This window comes from Gordonia sihwensis, from assembly GCF_029632925.1.
Lineage (GTDB): Bacteria > Actinomycetota > Actinomycetes > Mycobacteriales > Mycobacteriaceae > Gordonia > Gordonia sihwensis.
In genome coordinates this window covers 84077-102746 of the sequence record NZ_CP121249.1, presented here as the reverse complement: position 1 = coordinate 102746, position 18670 = coordinate 84077, and the positions used below count along the sequence as shown (strand labels likewise).

At 63.2% G+C, this 18670-nt stretch carries 22 protein-coding genes; 7 read left to right on the top strand and 15 right to left on the bottom strand.

Translation table 11 applies throughout. The annotated features are described in order from the left end of the window. The first annotated feature begins 301 nt into the window (after positions 1–301). The gene (locus P5P27_RS20680) at positions 302–916 is read left to right on the top strand and encodes a hypothetical protein (RefSeq protein ID WP_278127491.1); all 615 of its coding nucleotides are present in this window, start codon (positions 302–304) and stop codon (positions 914–916) included. A 301-nt stretch (positions 917–1217) separates the two neighbouring features. On the opposite strand, the gene P5P27_RS20675 is transcribed toward P5P27_RS20680, so the two are convergent. From P5P27_RS20675 to P5P27_RS20640, 8 genes are all read right to left on the bottom strand, one after another. After that, a complete protein-coding gene (locus P5P27_RS20675; RefSeq protein ID WP_045539844.1) occupies positions 1218–2765 on the bottom strand; it encodes a ParB/RepB/Spo0J family partition protein in 1548 nt (515 codons plus the stop codon). 86 nt (positions 2766–2851) lie between these two features. Beyond that, a complete protein-coding gene (locus P5P27_RS20670) occupies positions 2852–3118 on the bottom strand; it encodes a hypothetical protein (RefSeq protein ID WP_278127490.1) in 267 nt (88 codons plus the stop codon). Between the two features lie 17 nt (positions 3119–3135). Next, on the bottom strand, positions 3136–3384 hold the full coding sequence (locus P5P27_RS20665; RefSeq protein WP_045539842.1) for a hypothetical protein: 249 nt from the start codon (positions 3382–3384) through the stop codon (positions 3136–3138). Between the two features lie 711 nt (positions 3385–4095). Then, positions 4096–4311: a hypothetical protein gene (locus tag P5P27_RS20660; protein WP_045539841.1), complete on the bottom strand. Its 216-nt coding sequence runs from the start codon at positions 4309–4311 to the stop codon at positions 4096–4098. Between the two features lie 121 nt (positions 4312–4432). After that, on the bottom strand, positions 4433–5146 hold the full coding sequence (locus P5P27_RS20655; protein WP_006897794.1) for a type I-E CRISPR-associated protein Cas5/CasD: 714 nt from the start codon (positions 5144–5146) through the stop codon (positions 4433–4435). Continuing rightward, the gene (locus tag P5P27_RS20650) at positions 5143–5523 is read right to left on the bottom strand and encodes a helix-turn-helix domain-containing protein (protein WP_006897793.1); all 381 of its coding nucleotides are present in this window, start codon (positions 5521–5523) and stop codon (positions 5143–5145) included. The genes P5P27_RS20655 and P5P27_RS20650 overlap by 4 nt, the downstream gene beginning before the upstream one ends. Next, positions 5511–6416: a hypothetical protein gene (locus tag P5P27_RS20645; RefSeq protein ID WP_006897792.1), complete on the bottom strand. Its 906-nt coding sequence runs from the start codon at positions 6414–6416 to the stop codon at positions 5511–5513. Before P5P27_RS20645 ends, P5P27_RS20650 begins: the two co-directional genes overlap by 13 nt. Beyond that, on the bottom strand, positions 6413–6664 hold the full coding sequence (locus tag P5P27_RS20640) for a hypothetical protein (RefSeq protein WP_006897791.1): 252 nt from the start codon (positions 6662–6664) through the stop codon (positions 6413–6415). The genes P5P27_RS20645 and P5P27_RS20640 overlap by 4 nt, the downstream gene beginning before the upstream one ends. 355 nt (positions 6665–7019) lie before the next feature. Here P5P27_RS20640 and P5P27_RS20635 point away from each other — a divergent pair, with 355 nt between their 5' ends. Next, a complete protein-coding gene (locus tag P5P27_RS20635; RefSeq protein WP_244874927.1) occupies positions 7020–7370 on the top strand; it encodes a M15 family metallopeptidase in 351 nt (116 codons plus the stop codon). Positions 7371–8169: 799 nt separating this feature from the next. Here the strand turns inward: P5P27_RS20635 and P5P27_RS20630 are convergent. Further along, a complete protein-coding gene (locus P5P27_RS20630) occupies positions 8170–8661 on the bottom strand; it encodes a type II toxin-antitoxin system Phd/YefM family antitoxin (RefSeq protein WP_006897788.1) in 492 nt (163 codons plus the stop codon). A 247-nt stretch (positions 8662–8908) separates the two neighbouring features. Between P5P27_RS20630 and P5P27_RS20625 the strand changes: the two genes are divergently transcribed. Together P5P27_RS20625 and P5P27_RS20620 are read left to right on the top strand one after the other, a co-directional pair. Further along, positions 8909–9508 carry a hypothetical protein gene (locus tag P5P27_RS20625; RefSeq protein WP_101841758.1) on the top strand — a complete coding sequence of 200 codons (600 nt, stop codon included), beginning with the start codon at positions 8909–8911 and terminating at the stop codon, positions 9506–9508. A gap of 41 nt (positions 9509–9549) precedes the next feature. Further along, the gene (locus P5P27_RS20620; RefSeq protein ID WP_006897771.1) at positions 9550–9993 is read left to right on the top strand and encodes a hypothetical protein; all 444 of its coding nucleotides are present in this window, start codon (positions 9550–9552) and stop codon (positions 9991–9993) included. A gap of 97 nt (positions 9994–10090) precedes the next feature. On the opposite strand, the gene P5P27_RS20615 is transcribed toward P5P27_RS20620, so the two are convergent. The 4 genes from P5P27_RS20615 to P5P27_RS20850 all read right to left on the bottom strand — a co-directional run bounded on the left by P5P27_RS20615 (position 10091) and on the right by P5P27_RS20850 (position 13826). Next, entirely contained in the window at positions 10091–10297 is a 207-nt protein-coding gene (locus P5P27_RS20615; protein WP_006897770.1) for a hypothetical protein, read from the bottom strand. Positions 10298–10752: 455 nt separating this feature from the next. Then, positions 10753–11115 (bottom strand): hypothetical protein, encoded by a 363-nt coding sequence (locus tag P5P27_RS20610; protein WP_233500208.1) that lies wholly within the window; start codon positions 11113–11115, stop codon positions 10753–10755. An 18-nt stretch (positions 11116–11133) separates the two neighbouring features. Then, on the bottom strand, positions 11134–11931 hold the full coding sequence (locus P5P27_RS20605; RefSeq protein WP_006897767.1) for a ParA family protein: 798 nt from the start codon (positions 11929–11931) through the stop codon (positions 11134–11136). Positions 11932–13619: 1688 nt separating this feature from the next. Beyond that, entirely contained in the window at positions 13620–13826 is a 207-nt protein-coding gene (locus P5P27_RS20850) for a hypothetical protein (RefSeq protein WP_006897765.1), read from the bottom strand. 184 nt (positions 13827–14010) lie between these two features. Here P5P27_RS20850 and P5P27_RS20845 point away from each other — a divergent pair, with 184 nt between their 5' ends. Genes P5P27_RS20845 through P5P27_RS20595 form a run of 3 tightly spaced genes read left to right on the top strand, consistent with a single transcriptional unit; the run spans position 14011 to position 17102 of the window. Then, positions 14011–14607 carry an ImmA/IrrE family metallo-endopeptidase gene (locus P5P27_RS20845; protein ID WP_369403327.1) on the top strand — a complete coding sequence of 199 codons (597 nt, stop codon included), beginning with the start codon at positions 14011–14013 and terminating at the stop codon, positions 14605–14607. After that, positions 14604–15752 carry a DUF6545 domain-containing protein gene (locus P5P27_RS20600; RefSeq protein ID WP_006897763.1) on the top strand — a complete coding sequence of 383 codons (1149 nt, stop codon included), beginning with the start codon at positions 14604–14606 and terminating at the stop codon, positions 15750–15752. Before P5P27_RS20845 ends, P5P27_RS20600 begins: the two co-directional genes overlap by 4 nt. 24 nt (positions 15753–15776) lie before the next feature. Further along, entirely contained in the window at positions 15777–17102 is a 1326-nt protein-coding gene (locus P5P27_RS20595) for a cytochrome P450 (RefSeq protein WP_006897762.1), read from the top strand. On the opposite strand, the gene P5P27_RS20590 is transcribed toward P5P27_RS20595, so the two are convergent. Further along, on the bottom strand, positions 17103–17507 hold the full coding sequence (locus P5P27_RS20590; protein WP_006897761.1) for a hypothetical protein: 405 nt from the start codon (positions 17505–17507) through the stop codon (positions 17103–17105). A 12-nt stretch (positions 17508–17519) separates the two neighbouring features. Next, positions 17520–18200 carry a helix-turn-helix domain-containing protein gene (locus tag P5P27_RS20585; protein WP_006897760.1) on the bottom strand — a complete coding sequence of 227 codons (681 nt, stop codon included), beginning with the start codon at positions 18198–18200 and terminating at the stop codon, positions 17520–17522. Positions 18201–18670: the final 470 nt, after the last annotated feature.

Genomic DNA, 18670 nt, shown 5'->3' with positions numbered 1-18670 from the left:
ATGAACCTCTCTGCTCGTACGCGGTCACCTCGTCAGGGGTTGTTTCTCCGGCACACCTTTACACAGCGACAAGTTCGCGAACAGATCTCAATCAGCGGCCGAAACGACCCGTCACGGTCCGGGGTGGCCTTCCCCGCCAAGCCACCAAGGGCAACAGGTGATTGTCGAGCCACGCCCCGAACCACGGACGAGCGCCCGAGGCAACCGCCCCGGACGTACTTCAACGTAAAGGTGATTGTGCGGGAGCGACGTGGCTGCGTGAGGTTTGTCTGTCGCGGTAGCTCTGATCGATTCGTAGGTGATGGTGCTGGTCCTGGCCGTCGGGGCACTCACGCTGCGGCTGTCACCGGCCTTCAGAGAATTGGTCATTTACCGTAAAGTTCCGGTCATGGTTGACGTTTTTGCCCTTGTTTGTCGGGCTCGTGATCTGGCTGATTGGTGGGAGTTGGTGACCATCAAATCGGTATGCAGGCGAGGTGGTGGCCTGTCCGCTCGCGAGGTTCTCATGGTCTTGGATGATCAGGGTTTCCTACATCGGGAGCGGCTGCGTTGGAGGGAGATTCGACGCATTCAGAACGCTATTTCAGCGCCAGTACCAGGAGTTGAGCTGACTGTCTCTGAGGCTTTTCGCAACGCGATGGACGCGGACGGAATTGCGTGGAGGGAACCTGTTCTGGACGCTATTGAGTGGAATAATGAACGTTCGTCGATGGTCGACTTGTCAGCGTTCTGCGGGTTAGTAACGGAAGAGGAACGTCTGATGAGTCTGGAGAATCTGAGAGGACTCATCGACGATATGGAGCATTCGCCCGAACTGCTGATTGTGCGCGATACACAGGTGGCAGAACGAGCACGACTGCGGGCGCTGAAGGCGTTGGAGAAGGCTCACGAAACGCTGCGTGAGCTGGGCGCGTGAGGATGGGTGTGGTGGTGCGGGGCCGCGGAGCGGCCCGCACCACGTCAGGGGAGGGGCTGTAGCGGCCCGGTAGGGCCGTTTCCTTGTCGCGGCGGAGCCGCGGGGTGTGCGGTGGTCGCCGGAGCGGAGCGGAGGTGGGCGGCGTGCACCGATCGGGTGGGTGCGGCCCGTCAGGGTCGCTCCGTTGTTCGGCCGTTTGGCCGGCGGGTGCCGGTCCCTCGATGGGGCCGGCACCCGCTCGCGCGCGAGGCCTGGGCTGGGGGCCGGGTGAGTGGTGTGGTGCTCACCCGGCCGGGGGCGGTCAGTCCAGGTCGATGGTGTTGGGGTCGATGTGTCCGGCGATGGCCTTCTCGATGTCGGCCAGGGTGTAGCCGGTCACCTCTGCGATGAAGTCGAGGTAGGCGGTGCGGGCGCGTCGTCCGTAGGGGTCACGCCAGGTGTCCTTGGCGATGATCGATTCGTGCGCGCCGACGGCGATGGCCAGGCCGATGAGCTGCGCGCGTTCGGGGGCTGCGTCGGCGAGGGTCGCGGTCATGTCGCGTTCGTCGATGCCGAGCATGGCTGCGGTGATGCTACGGGCGTCGCCGTCCTGGCGGGCGGTTCCGAACAGTTCGTAGCGGGACCACATGGTGTCGGAGACGAACTGGCTGATGGCCTGCTTGTGCTCCTTGGGGAGCGTCTTGCGGGTGAACCAGCTGGTGAGGTGCGTGATGCGGACCTCGCGGGCGGCGACGGCCTTCTTGTTGAGGATCTTGACGCGGCGGCGGGCCTGCCGTGCGGCTTCTTCCTCTTCGGCGCGCTGCTGTTCGGTGATCTGCTTGCCGATTTCTTGGGTGGGGTTGGCGCGCCTCCATTCCCACAGGGTGGTGACGGTTTCGAGGCCCTGGGGGTTGATGATGTGCCAGTCGATTTCGGCGCGTACCTCGGTGTGCTGGGTGAGGGTTCGGGGGTCGATCATCCCGTCGGCGGGGGCGGCGTCCTGGTCGGTGTTGTGTTTGAGGGACCAGTCAATGAGGGTTTCATCGACGGCGGTGCCGTCGGCGGCGGTCCAGGTGGTTTCCTCGTCGGCGAAGACTCGGGCGTAGCGGTGCTCGGTCGGAACGTCCTCGATGGTGATAGCGGTGCCGTTGTCGACTTTGACGAACTCGCGGAGCGCTCTGCCCTGGTAGTGCTTGCCCCAGGTGATGCCTGCGGCCTCGAGATCGGCTCCGGCGGCGGCGATCGCGGCACGCTGGTCGGCGGTGTCGGCGAGGTACTGGGCCATGTGGTGGAATCGGCCCTCGTACAGGGCTTCGAGGAGGTCGTCGGTGGCCTCCGGGTCATCGGTGTACTCGGCCAGGACTGCGGCCTGCTCAAGGGTCAGTTCGGGCAGAGTGTCGAGGTTGTCAAGGGTTTCGGTGCTCTTGGCGACGATGAGGCTGTGGTCTACCTCTGCCTTGGTGCGACGCAGCTTCTTGGCGATCTTGCTCGCGGACATTCCCGCCAGGTGCAGCTGTTCGATGGCCTTGGCCCGCTCGGACGGGAGCAACTCGGTGCGGTGCTCGTTGGTGATGTACTGGGCGATGATCCGTTCAGTGTCGGTGGCACTGGGATCGGTGACCGGGACGATGTAGGCCGGGATGGTCGCTAGTCCGGCTTCGCGGGCGGCGAGGGTGCGGAGCTGGCCGTCGATGACGGTCACGGTGCCGTCGTCGGCGAGGTAGGCCAGGATCGGGACGAGCACGCCGTCTGCGACTTTGTCGGCGAGGTCGGTGACGGCGGCGGTGTTGGTTCGGATGTTGTCGGCGATGGCGACGGTGGTGGGGTCGACGTGGCGCAGCTCGGCGGCGGGCGCGTTGGTGGTGGTCATGATGTTCCTTTCGGGGTGGGTTACCGTGGGGGCGCGCCAGCCGGTCCGGGTCCTGCGGACCGGCTGGCGCGTTGTTCGGACGCTGGTTAGAGTCCGAGGTCTCCGTTGTCGTGCCATTCGCAGATGGCGTCGAGGGCGGCTTGGCGGGCGCTGGTGCCCGATTCGTAGGCGTCGGCCCAGCACAGGTCGGGCATGTCGCGGTGGCCGAGGCCGCCGAGGCGGCGCGCGAGGTGCCGATCCACGTCCAGGAGCCACACGGCGAACTGGACGTCGCCGCCTGCGTCCGCGATGCGGTCGGGGTAGCGGGCAATCATGCGGTCGCACACCTCGACGGGGTAGACGGTTGCGGACATGGGGGTGTTCCTTTCTCTTAGTTCCGAGTGGTCATCCACTCGGCCTCACCGATGCACAGTTCGTGGCATCCGGTGCAGGTCCATTCGAAGGTGTCGGGGACATCGGCGGTGCGGTCGTGCACGAGCGGTCCGGCCACAGCCAGGAAGCACATGAGCAGGTCGAACCGAAATCCCTCGTGGCCGGTGAAGTCGCAGTTGACGATGGCGGCGGCGCAGCTGCTGCAAACCGGGGCCTCGTAGGGCTCGGTGTCGGTGGGCTGGGACATGAGGTTCCTCCTGAACTGTTGTTAGGTGCGGTTTGTGTTGTTACCGGCCTTCGTTTCGGCGAGGAGTGGAACGGAAAGGGTTGAGCGGAAAGAATTTTGGCGAAATAAGGGAGCGCAGCGACCGCGTCAAAATTGTTTTCGAGCCCGGAGGGCCGGAGCGAGCGCAGCGAGTGGAGTCATGCCCTTGTAGTGCAGCGACGAGTTGAAAAGAATGGTGGGAACAACACAAACACCGACCGCTTTTTGGTCGGTTTCAGTGCCGGCGTAGCCGGCTCCTTATGGTGCGGAGCATCCGACGTGACGTGGCGTCGGCAGGGCTGGGGCTGCCGACAGTTGCCTGACGCTGCCGCTTCCTCCGATCACCGTGGCGGGGCGATCGCGCGAGGGCTGCGTAGTCCCAGCAGGTTCGGCACCGCGGCTGCTTGCGGATCGCCGGCAGTAGGCACGGCATCGGTGCGCCAGCGCCATTTCCGGCCGCGGGTCACCCGACGATCGATCTGGCTCTGTCGTAGGGGTGGGCTAGTGTCGCGGGTGCGCGTAGGGAAGATGCGCGCACGACATCGCCCCACCCTCCGGTGATTCGGAGGGTGGGGCGATTCTTCGGCTGAGGGCGTTGGGTCAGTGTCTACCTGATCGTGAGGATACGAGTCAGGAGAAGGACACCGTAGGCGAGGCCGGCAGCGGCGGTGCCGGCGGCGTGAAGGCGCCACATCAGGGGGCGTCCGTGGCGGGCGTGAGCAGGAGTTCGTCTTCGAGGCGGAGTCGGAATCCGGCTTGTGCGGGGGTTCCGTGGCGGGGGATCTTGCGGATGAGGGTGGCGGCGATGGCCAGTCGCGTTGCTGGCGTGGATGCGTTGCGCACGACGTCGTCGGCGTGGAGGTACTCGGTGATTTCGGCGAGTAGGTTGGTGGCTGGATTCATCGTCACGGGGCCTTTCCGTGTGGTGGGTTCTGGTCCGCAGGTGTTGGCGCATCTGCGGACCCTTCTCATTCCGCGGCGCAGCCGTTTCGGGGCGGCGCCGAGGCTTCTTCGTGGTAGGTGGGTTTGCTCAGCCTTTCCTGGTCGGCGGGATGAGTGCGTCGATCCAAGCTCCTGGCGAGATGCGGTCGGGGTAGCCGTCGGGGTTGTCGATCTGGATGTAGCCGAGTTCGGTGGCGCGGCGTTGGTCTCGTGGGCGGTAGAGGCGTGCTTCGGTGCGTCGGGGTTGTGTGCGGCGGTACCAGGGAGCGGCGATCCAGTCGTGGGCGCGGAGGATGTCGACGGGATCTCCGTCGACGACGCCGAGCAGGAGAGGGTAGGTCGGTGGATACTCCCGGCGGCCGAGAAACAGTGCCCATCGTGGGGCGTGAAGGGCCGCGGCGATCTGATCCAGGAACGCGCGGTCGCCGCCGATCCCGGCGAGGAACACGGCGTCGTCGAGGACGGACTCGATCAGGGGTTGAACGATCATTCGGGATTGGGTCCGGCGCCGGGTCGTGCGGAACTCGGTTCGGGCGCGGCCGGGTTGGTCGGCGCGGACGACGATGTCGAGTGCGAGTAGGTCGGCGAGCTCCGGTCGGGCGTGGCGCGGTGGTCCTGCGATGCGGTAGCGGCCCAGGGCTGATCCGAGCAGGCCGGCCAGGCCGGTGTTCGTGGGTGCGAGGCGTTCGGGGCTCAGGTCCCGTTTGATTGGTCGGCGAGTCAAGTCGGGTTGCGCGCGATGGACGTCCCAGGCTTGGGTGGGGCCGGCCAGTCGCAGCAGCAGCGTGGCCTCACTGGTCATTCGGGGACCTCCTCGTGCATGTACCGAAGGCGGAGTCCGGGAATGCGTTCGGCGACGCGGCCGAGGGCCGCGCGGTGCCAGGAGGCTGGGTAGGTCACGTCGGGCCAGTGTTCCCAGAGTTGTTCGTCATCGATGTAGATCGGGACGACGGTGTCGCCGTCCTCGCGGATGGCGGCGGTGACTTGGTCGATGAAGTCGTCGGTTGCGGCGAGCATGCTGCGGACCTGGGCGGCGACTCTCGGCGGGATGACCGAGGTCCCGGCATCCCAGCGGCGGACAGTACGGTCCTGGACTCCGAGTTGGGCGGCGATCCAGGCTCCGGTGACGCCTAGTCGTTCCCGAGCTACGCGGAACTCGGCTCCGGTCATCGTCTCCATACCCACACTCGTTCCTTCCTGATTAGCGGCGCACCTTCTGGGCCGGCGACGTAGGGGGCGATCCATCGCTCCTCTTTGCGTGAGCGGCCCGGGCCGACGTGGTAGGTCTTCCAGTGGTCGCGCACGATCCACCGGCACGAGTAGTGGCGGTCGCCGGCCGATGCCGCGGTGCCGTCCGGGCCGACCGACCAATCACGGACCGTTCGCAGATCGATGACCGTGACCTCCGGGATCGGCCTGTTCCTTGTCTCTCGTGGGTGGCCATCGGTAGCGAGGTTCGCTGGGCGGGTGCCGGCCACCTTCGGTTCCTGTGAGAGAAGCATGGTTGCAATGAGGATCCGCCAGAGCACGATTTCCGGCGACATCAACGCCTCACCGATGCTGATTGTCATGTGCGCCAGCGACTCCAAGTCCGTGGTGTCTGCCGGTTCGGGCATCAGCAGCTTCTCGAGCCCGGCTCGGCCGCCAGCGCGCACCGCAGCCTTCGTCCAGCCGGACACTCGTAAGTCACCCATCAGTGCCGTATGTTGCGGAGCCTCCGCGAATCGGGTCCAGGAGATCGCGTCGACGGTTCGGTCGCTGTGCGGCAACTGCATCGACAGGCCGCCGTCGAAGACGACCAGACCGGTGCGGTGCTCGGAAGGAAACTCCCACTCGGGCAGACGTCTCCCGGACAGTGCCGTGTCGAGGGCCAGGGTCGTCATGTCGGGGGAGACCCACCACAAGGAGCCCGTTTCCAGTCCATCTGCTTCGGCGTCCCACAGTCGTGCAGGGAGGTCGTGGCCGCTTCCCCAGATCGCGGGGTCGAGTGATCGGGCCTTGGTAGCGTCGGCCCGCAGGGCTGCGACCATCTGCTTGCGAATCTGAGGAAGCTGGGTGGCACGCAGGATCACTGCAGGGTCTCATCCTGGTCGGTCCGTCCCGCGTCGGAGGGACGCGCAGTGATCGTCTCGACCAGCGACCAGAACGCTTCGACGTCGAGGGCCGTAGACACGTACTCGGTCCCCTGCAGCGACCATGTGCTCAGCGGCGCTGCTTCGACAACGGCGTCGGTGAGTCGATCGATAGTCTCGGCGTCGAACTCATCTCCTACGGCCGCTTCGACGACGTAAGAGTGAATGTCGGTGCGCGTGATGGTCATGCGATTCCCCTTCGGGCCTCGGCTGGGCCTACATGCCCTACCTGGTACCTTCACCATATGTCCTAAAATAGGACACGTCAAGGGCGGATTTCATCGTTCCTGCCTGAATGCGGTTGCCTCCTGCGTCATCTCAGGAGCTTCGGCATTAGTATTGAAAGCGAGATTTGGACGGTCTCACACAACAACAGAAGGTAGGCAACCAATGTCAAAATTTGGCATGCGTTCGTTCGTGGCAACAATGGTCGCCGCGGCAGGCGTAGGCGGTACTGTTCTCTGTTCGGCTCCGGCACACGCAGCAGAGCTGTCACAGAACGGTTTCCCCCTGATCAGTCAGGACCAGACAGTCGAGTGGAGCGTGAACGGAGTCACGTTCTGGACTGCGCCCGGTGCGCCGACTGAGAAACTGCAGGCATTCGTCACATGGTTCGATGCGGCTATCGAGCCGGTGTCGCTCGGAAACGGAGACGACTGGTCGTGGGCCGAGCCGGCACTAGTTCCCCCAAGCAACGTCAGCTACAGCAATCACGGCAGCGGCACCGCAATCGATCTGAATCTCGAACGCCACGCCGGCCAGGGCGCGAGCGGGACTTTCACCCCCGAGCAGGCCTCGGCGATCGCAGCCAAGGCCGCAGAGCTCGGACTCGTATGGGGTGGGTCGTGGACTGACATCCCCGACGAGCCGCACATCGAGCTGGCTCACCTCTAAGCATCAACAGCCGCAAGCCAGACTTACCCAAGAAGGCCCTCAACTTCTCACGAGTTGGGGGCCTTCTGCTGCGCGATAAATATTTGGAGTTCACTCGCGTGATTCACCAGTAAGTCCTGGTGTTCGGGGCGAGGGTTCACCGGTTAGTGGCAAGAGGTTCTTGGGCGCCCCGCGACCAGGGTCCTCGCGGCAGGCCTTCGATCTATCGTGGTCTACTTTCCGGGGTGATTAGCACTCAAGACTACTCGGCCGGGAACTAAACGCTACGTCTGACTTTGATCGGGAATACCCCTGGACCGACGTCGAGATTCAACACCCATCCATTAAGCGCACAAGAAGCCCTCAGCCCGTAACCCCCTGTCGGAAGACCGTTGTCATCCCAGTAGGGGACGAGCGGCGTAGTGTCGAAGAGGCATGGGGAGTGTCGCGGGCGCATGCGTTTTGGTCCCCACCATAGAAGCTCGTCGTTCATGCGTAACCAGCGCAGTTCTTCGACTGATTCGATGACACGCTCCTCAGAATCGGACTCTTTGTTGTCACCGCTCATTCATTTACTCCTCATCAGACACGGTCTGGATGGACGTGGATTCGATGCAGCAGAGCGGCCAGTGACTCACTGATCGCCATCTACCGGAGGCGTTCAATGTTTGGTCCGGCATCTCGGATCGGCTTCTTCTGACGCCAGTTGTTGCATGCGACCGCCCGGGGCCGGCCGTCGCAATCCGAGTCCGATCAATTCGGCCCTGTGCTCGTTCTGTGAAACCTGGTAGCTGAAGCATTCTTCCGCCAGTGCTGCGACTCAGGCCCCGGAGCCGGTCTCGGCGATGCGTTTGGCGAGCTGCCGTTCGGCATCGTCGAGGATGTTGCCGTAGTCAGCAGAGCTTGATCCGTCCCATTGACCGAGGTGCCAGCTGCGGATCTCCATGAGCTCCGCTGGGGTCGCCGGATGCCAGTACGTGACGCGAGGGGTACCCCACTCATCCCAGTTGCCGGACGGTGCCACCGCGAGTTGAGCCCCGGAAACTGCATGGCGCCAGATACGGGCTTGTCCTCGGTTGTCGACGGTGAGGAGCCCGCACGCTTTCATGGACTCAGTCAGCTGGGAGTACACGTGGCCTCCAGTGTCGATCCAGCCATGAAAGCTGGCATCCGGCCGTCGGTGAGCGCTCACCACGCTCGCGACCAGCCGCCCATTGACCGTGATCCCGATTTCAGCTGCCGGATCAGCGTCAAGGGCGCGAACCAGTGCAGGCAGCTCGGCGCGGACCTCCGTAATGCTTCTCGTCTCCATGCCACCCACCCTAGCGCACTAGGACCGTACAGGTCCGTATTCGCTACGAATCGAACGTTATTCAGTACATGTCGAGCCGATAATGTACCTTATGTCAAGTTAACCACTGCATATTGCATCAGATGCATCACCTCGCCACTCCTCCTGGTCCTGACCGCGGTCACGAATCCCGTTGCTTAGCAGCGGCATTCGAGCAAGCAACACGGCTTTGACGCGAGGTTCGTGTGAGAGGAGCCAGACGGTGAAAATGGCAGAGAAGTTGCGGCGTCACGCCGCGGCGGCGCACGGGCTGTTTCTGACCGCTCACACGTGTGAGCTGATTGTCGACGATCGGCTGGCACTGCGCGCGGCCACCAACGATTCCAAGAACATCGGCGCGGCTGAGCTCGCGCTCATCGCCCGAGAGATCGCCACGGCCTCGGCCGTCACTGCGGAGGCCCTGGCGGCCAGCAACCCTCCCGACCCCGATGCCGGCCCGTGGACCACACTCATCAGTATCGACCTGTTCGGCCGGACCATCAGTGCCATCGCCGAGAGCGCGATCGACCGGCACCACCGCGATCCCGAACTCGCCCTGCTGGCCAGCGAAAGCGTGTACCGCCATCTATCAATGTTCGGCTCCTTCGCCGCCCGCGTCGACCTCGAGACCACCCCACCCGGATGGGTCGCCGTCGCACCCATGGAAATCCGATTCACCGCCAACAGCCTCATCCACGCCGCAGCCAGCACCGACTCCCCTCCCCTGGCCCGCGCCCTCACCGAAGACGCCCACCGCCTCCTCGCCGCGAACGCAGCCACTGAGTTCGTACTGGCCGGCCGGATCCCCATGCCGCCCCGTACGGTGTGACCCACAACCGAATCGGGAGGATCTGAAACATGACGAGAATAATGAAGACAGTGCTGGTTGCTCTCTGCGGCATGATCGCCGCGGCCGGGCTCTTTGGTGCCGGCACTGCCGAGGCGAAGATGCGCGAGACTCCGCGCATCGGTGTCATGGGCGAAGAAGTTTGGACAGTCGGCAACAACGGTGCATGCCGGGGCAGCATCCATGCCGGCCTTCAGAACGACCCCCGCCGCCCAGGCATTGCTCAGGTGACGTTGCGGTCGAGGGGATTCACTTCCGACAATTGCCGCGCCGTGATCAAGTTCGTGTTCCACAACACGGTGGCGCCGTTCAACCACGAACGGTTCATCAGTGTTCGTGGGACGCGGAAGGCTGGGACTGTCCTGGCTCGCAAGCAATACTGGATCGGATCGGGCGTTGATCTGGTGTCGATCACCTCGAATACCCCTGCGAGCAAAGGTGTTTCGTACTACATCGCCATTCCCTGATCGCTACAATCGCAAGCGAAAGCCCGGTTCCTGTCTCGATAACCCCCATCGAGACGGGAACCGGGCTTTCTCGTTCAATAAGACTTGGTCTGTCGAGCTACTCGGCAAGGTGTTCGACCTCGCCGCCTGACTCTGCCGCGTACTGGGCGGCCTCCTCGAGTTCGTCTGCGGCGAATGCCCGCACACCGTGCGGGTTGCCCGGCGGCCGCACAATCGCGACCAGCTCCGAGAGGGAGTGGCGCTGCCGTTTGGGCCGGCGACGGTCCACCACTCCCCCAGCCGGTTCGTTGGCCCCTTCATTCACGAGCGTTCCTCCTTCTTACTACCGTGTGGCTGACGTACAAGGGGATCGTGAGCCCTGTTCGACCGTTTGAACTGTGCAGCTCCACAAACACGATCGCCCGCCATTGACCGTCACAGAGCTTTACCCACGCCAGTAAGGAAGCAGGTTCTACGGGTTCGAACCGAAGTCCTGCCGCACGTACCCGAAGACTCGGATGGTTCTTGTTGGACTTGAAGTCCAGCGCTCCGGCGGACGGATCCACGTCCTTCATCGACACGAGGACGGGAATCGGAGGGTCGCAGATCCGCACCATCTCATTGCGGCCAGGCTCCCACTGAATGCGAACAGGCGGACCTGTCCGCGACACGAGGTCGCAGGCTGGGCCGCCTAGTTCGGTGTTCATCACATCAGCATATCGAACTAACGTTCTACCTTAATGCGCTGTGTAGTGCAATGCACTGCACTGCATTGCACTGCTAGATATTGAACTGTGCGAGGTAGTGGTCGATCGCCATCTCTACGATCTGGTTCTTCGAGACGTTCTTGTCGAGTTCGGCCGGAATCACACGGGATCCCTTGTCGAGCCTGTTCAGCAGGGACCGTGGCAATCGAAACGAAGTCGGGACCTTAGGGCCCTCGTCCTCGGCGGCTGACTCACTTGGGCTCGACGCCGAGGCTGCCGGCACTCGCCGCTTGGCTGCGGGGCGCTCCTTCACAGGCGGCGGGGCATCGGCAACCGCCGGGGCCGGCGGTAAGACCCCTTCGGCAGGCTTGGCGGTCGCCTGTGCGTCGGCGGGATGCGGCTCGTGCCGTTTGGTGACGCGTTGACGTTCAACCATAATCAGTTCCCCTCTCCCCTACTTTGCCGCCACTAGATCCAGCTCACGCGCAAGATCGGTGAATGCCACTTGGAGCGCTAGCGCGCCATCGCCGCGAAGGGTGAACACTGACTGGCCTGTACCGTGTGCATCGCCCCACGCCGCTCGCTTGGGCGTAACCGTTCGTGCGACCAGTCCCCCGTCGCTCAAGTTGCCGTATGCGTCGCGCAGTTCTTCCTCACGGAAGTCCTGTTCGCCGGTCTTCTCCCGCCGAGTGATGACGATCGCCTTGATGTTCAACTTCGGATTGACCTGTTTCTGAACGAACTTCGAGGTCTCGACAATGTTCTCGATGCCCCGGACGCTGTCGACCATCGCCTCCGTCGCCAGAATCATGCCGTCGGCAAAGTACAACCCGTTGAGCAGGAGGCGTCCCAGGCTTGGAGGGCAGTCGATGAGGACCACGTCGTACTCGCTCAGGTCGACGCCCTCGAACGCGGCGCGGAGCCGGTATGGCATATCGGCAGCTCCATCAGTATCTCTGGTGGCGAGAGCGAGTTCAGCAGGCAGGAGGTCGATGCCCGGCCATGAGGTGCTGATTCGGACGTCGAGGGCGGCGCCTTCCGTCAGGTCTGCAAGGAGGTCGCTCATGGTGGGAGTGTCGTCGTCGATCTCGACGCCGAGGCCCGTCGTAATGTTCGCCTGTGGGTCGAGGTCGACCAGCAGTGCGCGACCACCACTATGGGAGACCGCAGCGGCTAGACCAAGGACAGTGGCAGATTTGCCGACTCCGCCCTTCTGGTTTGCAATGGCGTAGACGGGCGCTGAACTGGGCATACTTAATTACCTCTCACTAGATTGCAGTGCAGGGCTTCAATCTGCACTGTAGTGCGTGACAGTGCAGTGCGTTCGCATACAACCGATAGCAGCGCGTTGCAGCGGTGCGCATAACAGTACAGTGCACTCGCCTGCATTACAAGGCGGTGTAATGCGGTGCAGTGCAGGGCGTTGCACTGTGGTGTGCCGCAGTGCGTTGCAGTGCGCTACATCCCAGTGCGGTGCAGTTCAGTGCAGCCCGGTGCGGTGTGCTGCGGCTGATAGGCGTTGGAGTTGGTCCGGGTCAGTGCTGGCACCGCACGGCCGGCTCCTTCTCAAGACCGTCTGCGTCGAGGAGCCACCCGTATTCGCTGCACAAAGGGCACGCTTCACGAGCGGTGCGACGGGCGAGGGCTTCGGCCTCCTGGGCGAGAATCGCGGCGGCTGGTCGGTCGTCGAGGTTGTCGGCACCGTGCCAGCGGAGAATGCCGGCAAGGAGCTTGATCGGGTGGCGGGGGGTGTTGGCGATCCAGTGTCCGGTGATTCCGCGGTAGTCGACGATGAGCTGGTTAATGTCGGCAGCTTGCCAATCGTGAGCGGCTGGTGCCGCGAGGATACGTGCCCAGCCTGCGGCAGAGTGTCGTCGTGCCCATGCCGGTGTTTGTGGGTCAGAGAGCCAACGAGAGGCCAGTTTGACCCCTTGTGGGTCCGCTGGGGGGTAGTTCCGACGGCTTCGGGTCCTCCCGTCGTAGCTGACGCGCGAAGCGCGGCGGTTTTTTCCACAGGCGGAGCCTGTGTCGCTGTCTAGTTGAGTTCTTCTTACGTGAGAGGGATCCCTAAAGGGACCCCGTAGGGGATGGGGTGTCACCGAGTGAGGGTTACGAGGGTCCAGTCGTTCTTTGAGGCGGCTGACCTGTGGATTACGCGGGGGGTGCAGTGCCCATACTGAGGCCCAGCCGCGGCCGCGGTCTCCTACCCGCCACGAAGCCATCCTTTCCCTGTACGTACGTTGCCTGCCTCGCAGTACCTCGGTGGCTAGGCCGAGAGCGCGCATGAGGCGGCGGGCACGCTGGACGACGGCTTTGGACAGTCCGGTCAGACGAACGAGGGTGCCCACTGCCGGCCGGCAGCGCCGCCCGGTCGACCATTCAGCGAAGGTTGCCATGCTGGCGCAGACCTTGCGGAAGGAGGTCCGGCTGACACCGCCGCGGCCCTGCTCGTCGCAGACGAGCGGTCGGACGGTGGGGTAGTAGAGCTGGTAGGCGAGGTCGGCTTTCATGCACCAGTCGATGTCGGTAGTCCAGCAGGCGATGCCGAGGTGTGCTGTGGCCGGCAGAGCGAGGGTAGTCGGCTGGTGGATTCCGATCGCGCGAAGCAGCGCTGGGCCGGTACGGATCTGCCCGCGCCGACGACGGGTGCGGGACGATCCCGGGTACAGGCGGATTCCGCATGCTCGGGCGTAGAGTCCTGCCGCTCGCGGGCCGGTGCCCGAGCAGGCAGGACGGTGGACGTCGACGTCGACCGATAGGGTCGCACGCGCCATCGACGACACGAAGCCAGTTGGCTTGACAGTTTCAGGGTGCGCGCTACTCTGAGACGTGAGCGGCAAACTCAGTCCCTTCGGGGTAGCTAGCGATTCGAGCGGCAACTCGCATCGCACATATTCAGATTTGGCGAACGCCTCCGGTTACTACCGGGGGCGTTTGTCGTTATGCGGAGTCGCGGAGGCTGATCACCTCCTGCCGTGTGTGCGACGGCATGAGGTCGGGTCTGCACGCGCGGTCAGCGATAGCCGCTGTGAGCCACTGCGTCATCGACACGCCCTCTTCCCGGGCGGCCTGGGCAACGGCGTTCTTCACCTCAGGGTCAAGGCGAAAGTTCGCTGTGACGGTTCGCTTGTATCGCGGATCGGCCATCTCGGCCCACCTCCTCTACGTGCGTTACAGCTTCGAGCATGCGTTACAACTAGCTGATCGTCGTGCATCTGCGTCGGCGTGTCGGCGGGATCTTCCTAAAGGTCCTCGGGGATACCTCCTTACCCGGTTGGTAGATGACTTCCAGTATGTCATCTAGTCATATACTCGTCCTGTCCGACCACGGATGGGAGGCGGTGTGGGTCGTATGCTCCGGTGCATGGAGGTCCGGCGTCGCAGGGGGAGTGGTGCTCTACGTTCTCCGAGGCAGGAACTGGTGGATGCTGTCTTCGAACGAGTCCATCTTCAACCGCCCTGGACAGTGGATGAGTTTCGGAGGTGGCTGTCGGAGCATCTGGGCATGTCGATCGAGCTACGTCGATCTGACCCTGACAGCGACCACCTGCTGACGGGGGAGTGCGGCCTAGTCGCAGTCAAGGGGAGCAAGGCAGTGATCTGGTACGACGCGTCGAGGAGTCCACGCCATCAGCGGCAGCAGGTGTTTCACGAGTTCGCTCATCTACTCTGCGGCCACCATGAAGCGCGACCGTTGGAAGAGACGCTGAAGTCCGGGGAGCATCCCCTCGTAGCGGGGATGTCGCCAGCGATGATCGAGGCCGTTTTCGGGCCCGCCGACCCGCCTAGACAGGGCCGGGATCGCAGCGAGGCGGAAGCGGAGCTGATTGGAACGAAGCTCGCAGTTCTATCGGTGTCGGACAGCTCGGCGCGGTCCAAACGAAACTATGCGCGGGTTCTCTCGCTGTGGAGCGGAGGGCGCGCATGATCAGTGATCCGTCTGCGCCGCTGAAAACTGTCGCCACATCACCGTGGAATCCGGCATTCTCGATGAGCTTGCTGTTCGTTATGTTCATCGCGATCGTGGCCCGCGCAGTGATTGTCAAGCAGAGCCGCTTCGAGTGGTGTGCATGGCTGGCGATCACCCTGTGGCTGGGCGTGATCGCGTTTCGGGAGCCTTGGGTGCAAGCGGGCTTTCACGCTGCCGGCGTCAACTTGGCGTGGGTCCGGTTCATGGCCCATAGCTGTGCAGTGTTGGGCGGCTCGGTTCTCATCGCGCTCGGCGTGGCTTGGAGCACCGGTTTTCGGATGCCGAAGAAGCGCTGGTGGAGAACCGTCGCACTGGTGTATCTCCCGTCGTTCGTATGCATCGCAGTGATGGCCGTTGTCTCGTACCCTGCTCTGGCTCAGAACCGGGCTATCGAGGAGTTCCCTAATCGGATCGGTCTCTATGGGATCGTGTACGCGGCCATGCCGATTATCGGGGCTCTGTTCGCCGGCGGGGTTGCCGCACGAGCAGGGTTCGGAAGCGGAGGGCATCGGATGAACGGTGTCATTGGCGCGATGTGCGTGTTCGTGGCGGCGCTGTCGGTGCTCGATCACTCGTTCCGTATCCTCACGGCGCTGAGGACATCGCACACGGCTCCAGGGGATCTGCAGCAAGCTCTGGAGGATCGGGCGGCCGCGACTGATTGGCTGCTGGTGATCCCCGTGGGGATCCTGCTGGTGTCTTTGATGCCTGTCGTGGTGGTGTCGGTGGCGAATCGATTGGCTTCGTCACCAGCAGAAGGCAAGGTCCGGCAGCTCAGAGAGCTGTGGCTGACATTGATGAGTACGTTTCCTCAGGTCAGGTTGAGTCGGCCGGCAGAACTGACCGAGCCGGAGGAAGATCTTCACCGCACTCTCATCGAAATCGAGGACGCACTCCTGCTGCTCTCTCAGTGGATGACAGATGACGAGCTGCGTGCCGCCGAGGTCGATGAGTGGTACGAGGCTGTCCGCGGAGCGTTAGCGCGGTGTGAAGGACCAGTGCTCCGGCGAGCAGTAGTCTTGCCGTGGAGCAGGGATGAGGCCGCGGTATTCGAGCTTGCCCGTCGCGCCGATATGGGGTGGGAGGCCTACTACGCTCCGTGAGCGCGCACCGTTACGGTGATACGCATGGCAACCATCCCTCATCCTCCGTACCGTGTTCCACTCCTTGGAGACATCATCGGGATTGATCGGGTCAACCCGAACACGGCGACACTCGCGATGATGGAGCGCCTCGGGCCGATTTACCGACGCTCGATCATGGGGACCGATTTGACCTTCGTCGGCTCGGCCAGTCTTGCGGAGCAGGCCTTCGACGAGGCGTCTTGGAAGAGATACGAAGGCCGTCCGATTCAGCAGCTGGAATCGTTGGTCGGCGACGGCTTGTTCACCGCGGTGACGGAGTCCGACTCGTGGCAGAAGTCGCATGAAGCTCTGATGCCGGCGTTCTCCAAGGATGCGATGAGCCGGTACTTCGGGGTCATGTTGGAGACCGCACAGTCTCTGGTGGAATCGCTTAAGGCCGCACCCGGAAACCGTGAAGCGCAACCACTGTTCGCGCGAGTAGCTCACGAGGTGATCGGGCGGGCGGGGTTTTCGTACAGTTTCGGTCCGGACATGCTGGACAACTCCCATGCGTTTCCGGCCGCAATGGCACGCGCGCTCCAGCACGTTCAGAAAGCTGCGATCCCGCTGGTGGGGAAGAGACCAGGGGAGAAGGCACAGTACGAACGAGACCGCGATCTCCTCCTGGGGACTGTGCGCGAGGTCGTTGAAGGGAGGTCGGCAGGCTCCGCTTCGGGGAACGATCTCCTGGACACGATGCTCGAAGCGGGACTGCCTCAACAACTGATCGAGAACCAGCTCTTGACGTTCCTGATTGCAGGGCAGGAGACCACGGCCTCGACGCTTGCGTTCCTCGCGTACGAGCTGGGGCGACGTCCGGAGCTTGTCGCGCGTATGCGCGAGGAAGTGGCAGCCACGACGGACGAGGGTCCGATCACGTTCGAGAACGCCCCCCGGATGCGGCTGGTGCGGGCAGCAATCTCCGAAAGCCTGCGGCTGTATCCGTCTGCTCCCGGGATCTTCCGAGTAGCAAAAGAGGCCACCGCGCTCGGCGATTACCAGTTCAGTCCAGGTGAGTGGGTCTTCGTGCTGTTACTCGCTGTGCACCGGGACCCTGAAGTATGGGGAGCGAGCGCGGCCGAGTTCGCTCCTGATCGGTTCATGCCAGGTGGAGCTTCCTACCCCGCAGCAGCATATAAGCCGTTCGGCACGGGGATTAGGAGCTGCATCGGTCGGCAGTTCGCGCAACTCGAGATCACCGTAGTGATTGCCGAGATGGTGCGGGGCCTCGATTGGTCGGTTGTGGAGCCTGAGGGAGCGCTTGAGTTCGATGAGACCTTGACGATCCGACCGAGAGGTCTCTGGTTGGACTTCGCACCGAGAGCGTAATCAGAGAGCCGGCGAAGTCGGTTCGTCCTCGAGGAACGCGAGAAGCTCCCGAGTTTGTCGGGGGCTAAGTGAGGTGCCGCGCGCGATGATGTTCGTGCCGCCGTCCCTGTACCGGTCGCGGACGATGGCGCATACACGCAGACGATGTTCAAGATCAGCCCCCTCCGGGGAGTCCGTAAACAGCACATCCTCGCTATCAAGCACCTGAACGATCGCCTGAGTGACTTCATCAGGAGGCAGTGCCGTGCCGGCCAGGGCTTCGTCGACGATCACCGCCGGTACAACACTTCGCGTGACAAGCGACACCTGGTGGGCGAGTTCCTCGGATGTCATGGCCGGCTGCTCGCGGCGATGGTGGGCTTCGAGAAGCACTGCGAGTCGCTGGGCATACAGGTCAGGACGCATCGAGACCCCTAATCAGTCTTTGTCGCGGGCGGCGGCCCACCTCATTTGCAGGACAGCAAGCTGAGCAGGTTCGACCGATTCTTCATCGAGCTGCCCGATCAGCCACCGGACGTAGAGTACATCTGCTAGGTCCTCATCGCCGAGTCCGTCTGCTGGGGGTTTACGCAGGTACTCCGCGAGCATGACGTCCACGATGGGATCAGCGGGCATACGTCCGGGTTCGTCGGTCGATGACTCGATCAACGAGATAAGCCAAGTGCGGAGGTAGCGATCGGTCACTAGCTGAATCGCCTTGTTCGCCTCGACGAGGTCTAGCATCCCGGGATGCCGAGCTGTGACTTCCTCGAGCTGGTGCGCGGCTCTCGTGAGTTCGACGACCCGCGACGCGGTGAGCGGGGCGCCTGGGTCGGCGGTAATGAACTTGCGCTGTAGTCGATGTGCGTCCGCGGGAAGAACCACGGGCTCTGCACCGTCGGCAAGAAGTCGTGCTGCCGAACCAGGAGCCCAGTTGAGTGCAGTGTCCAGTGCGCTGAGGGTGGCGGCCGACGGTGCTCTCGTCTCGCCCTTCTCGATCTTGGACAGGGTGATCGCTGGCGGGCCGTTTCGTTCGCTCACTTGAGGGCGGCTGAGGCCCAACTGCTCCCGCCGGGCGCGGATGCGTCGGCCGAAGTCGGAGCCAGAGTCGTCATTCACAGCACCAACCCTAAAGGGCGATCTGAACAGTCATGTCAAGGACACCAGGGTCGCCCGAAAACATGTGCCAGTGACGGATGACATATACTGGATTGTGACATACATATATGCCACATGGGCAATATATAGACACCTCTAGACAGCATACATAGATGCCTGTAATGTGATCCCTGCTGAAGAACTGGATGCCTCCAGCGATCGGGAGAGCAAGATCCTCGAAAGCTGGATCGGGAGGGAAGCAGCGAAAGAAGACGCTCGCGGTCCCGAGTGCAGGTTGATGATTTGGACGGTCAAAACCTGCACTCAGGAGCCGCGAGCTGGTTGGAACCAGCGATGTAGAAGGTAGGCACCAAAGACATCGCAGGCCCGTGCCTAGTGTACGGGCTTGGGTGCCTACCTCGTGACTTCTGAGGTAGGTCCTGTGTCTGTCGATTCATACCGAAGCCAGCAGCACGATCCGAGTGGTCGTG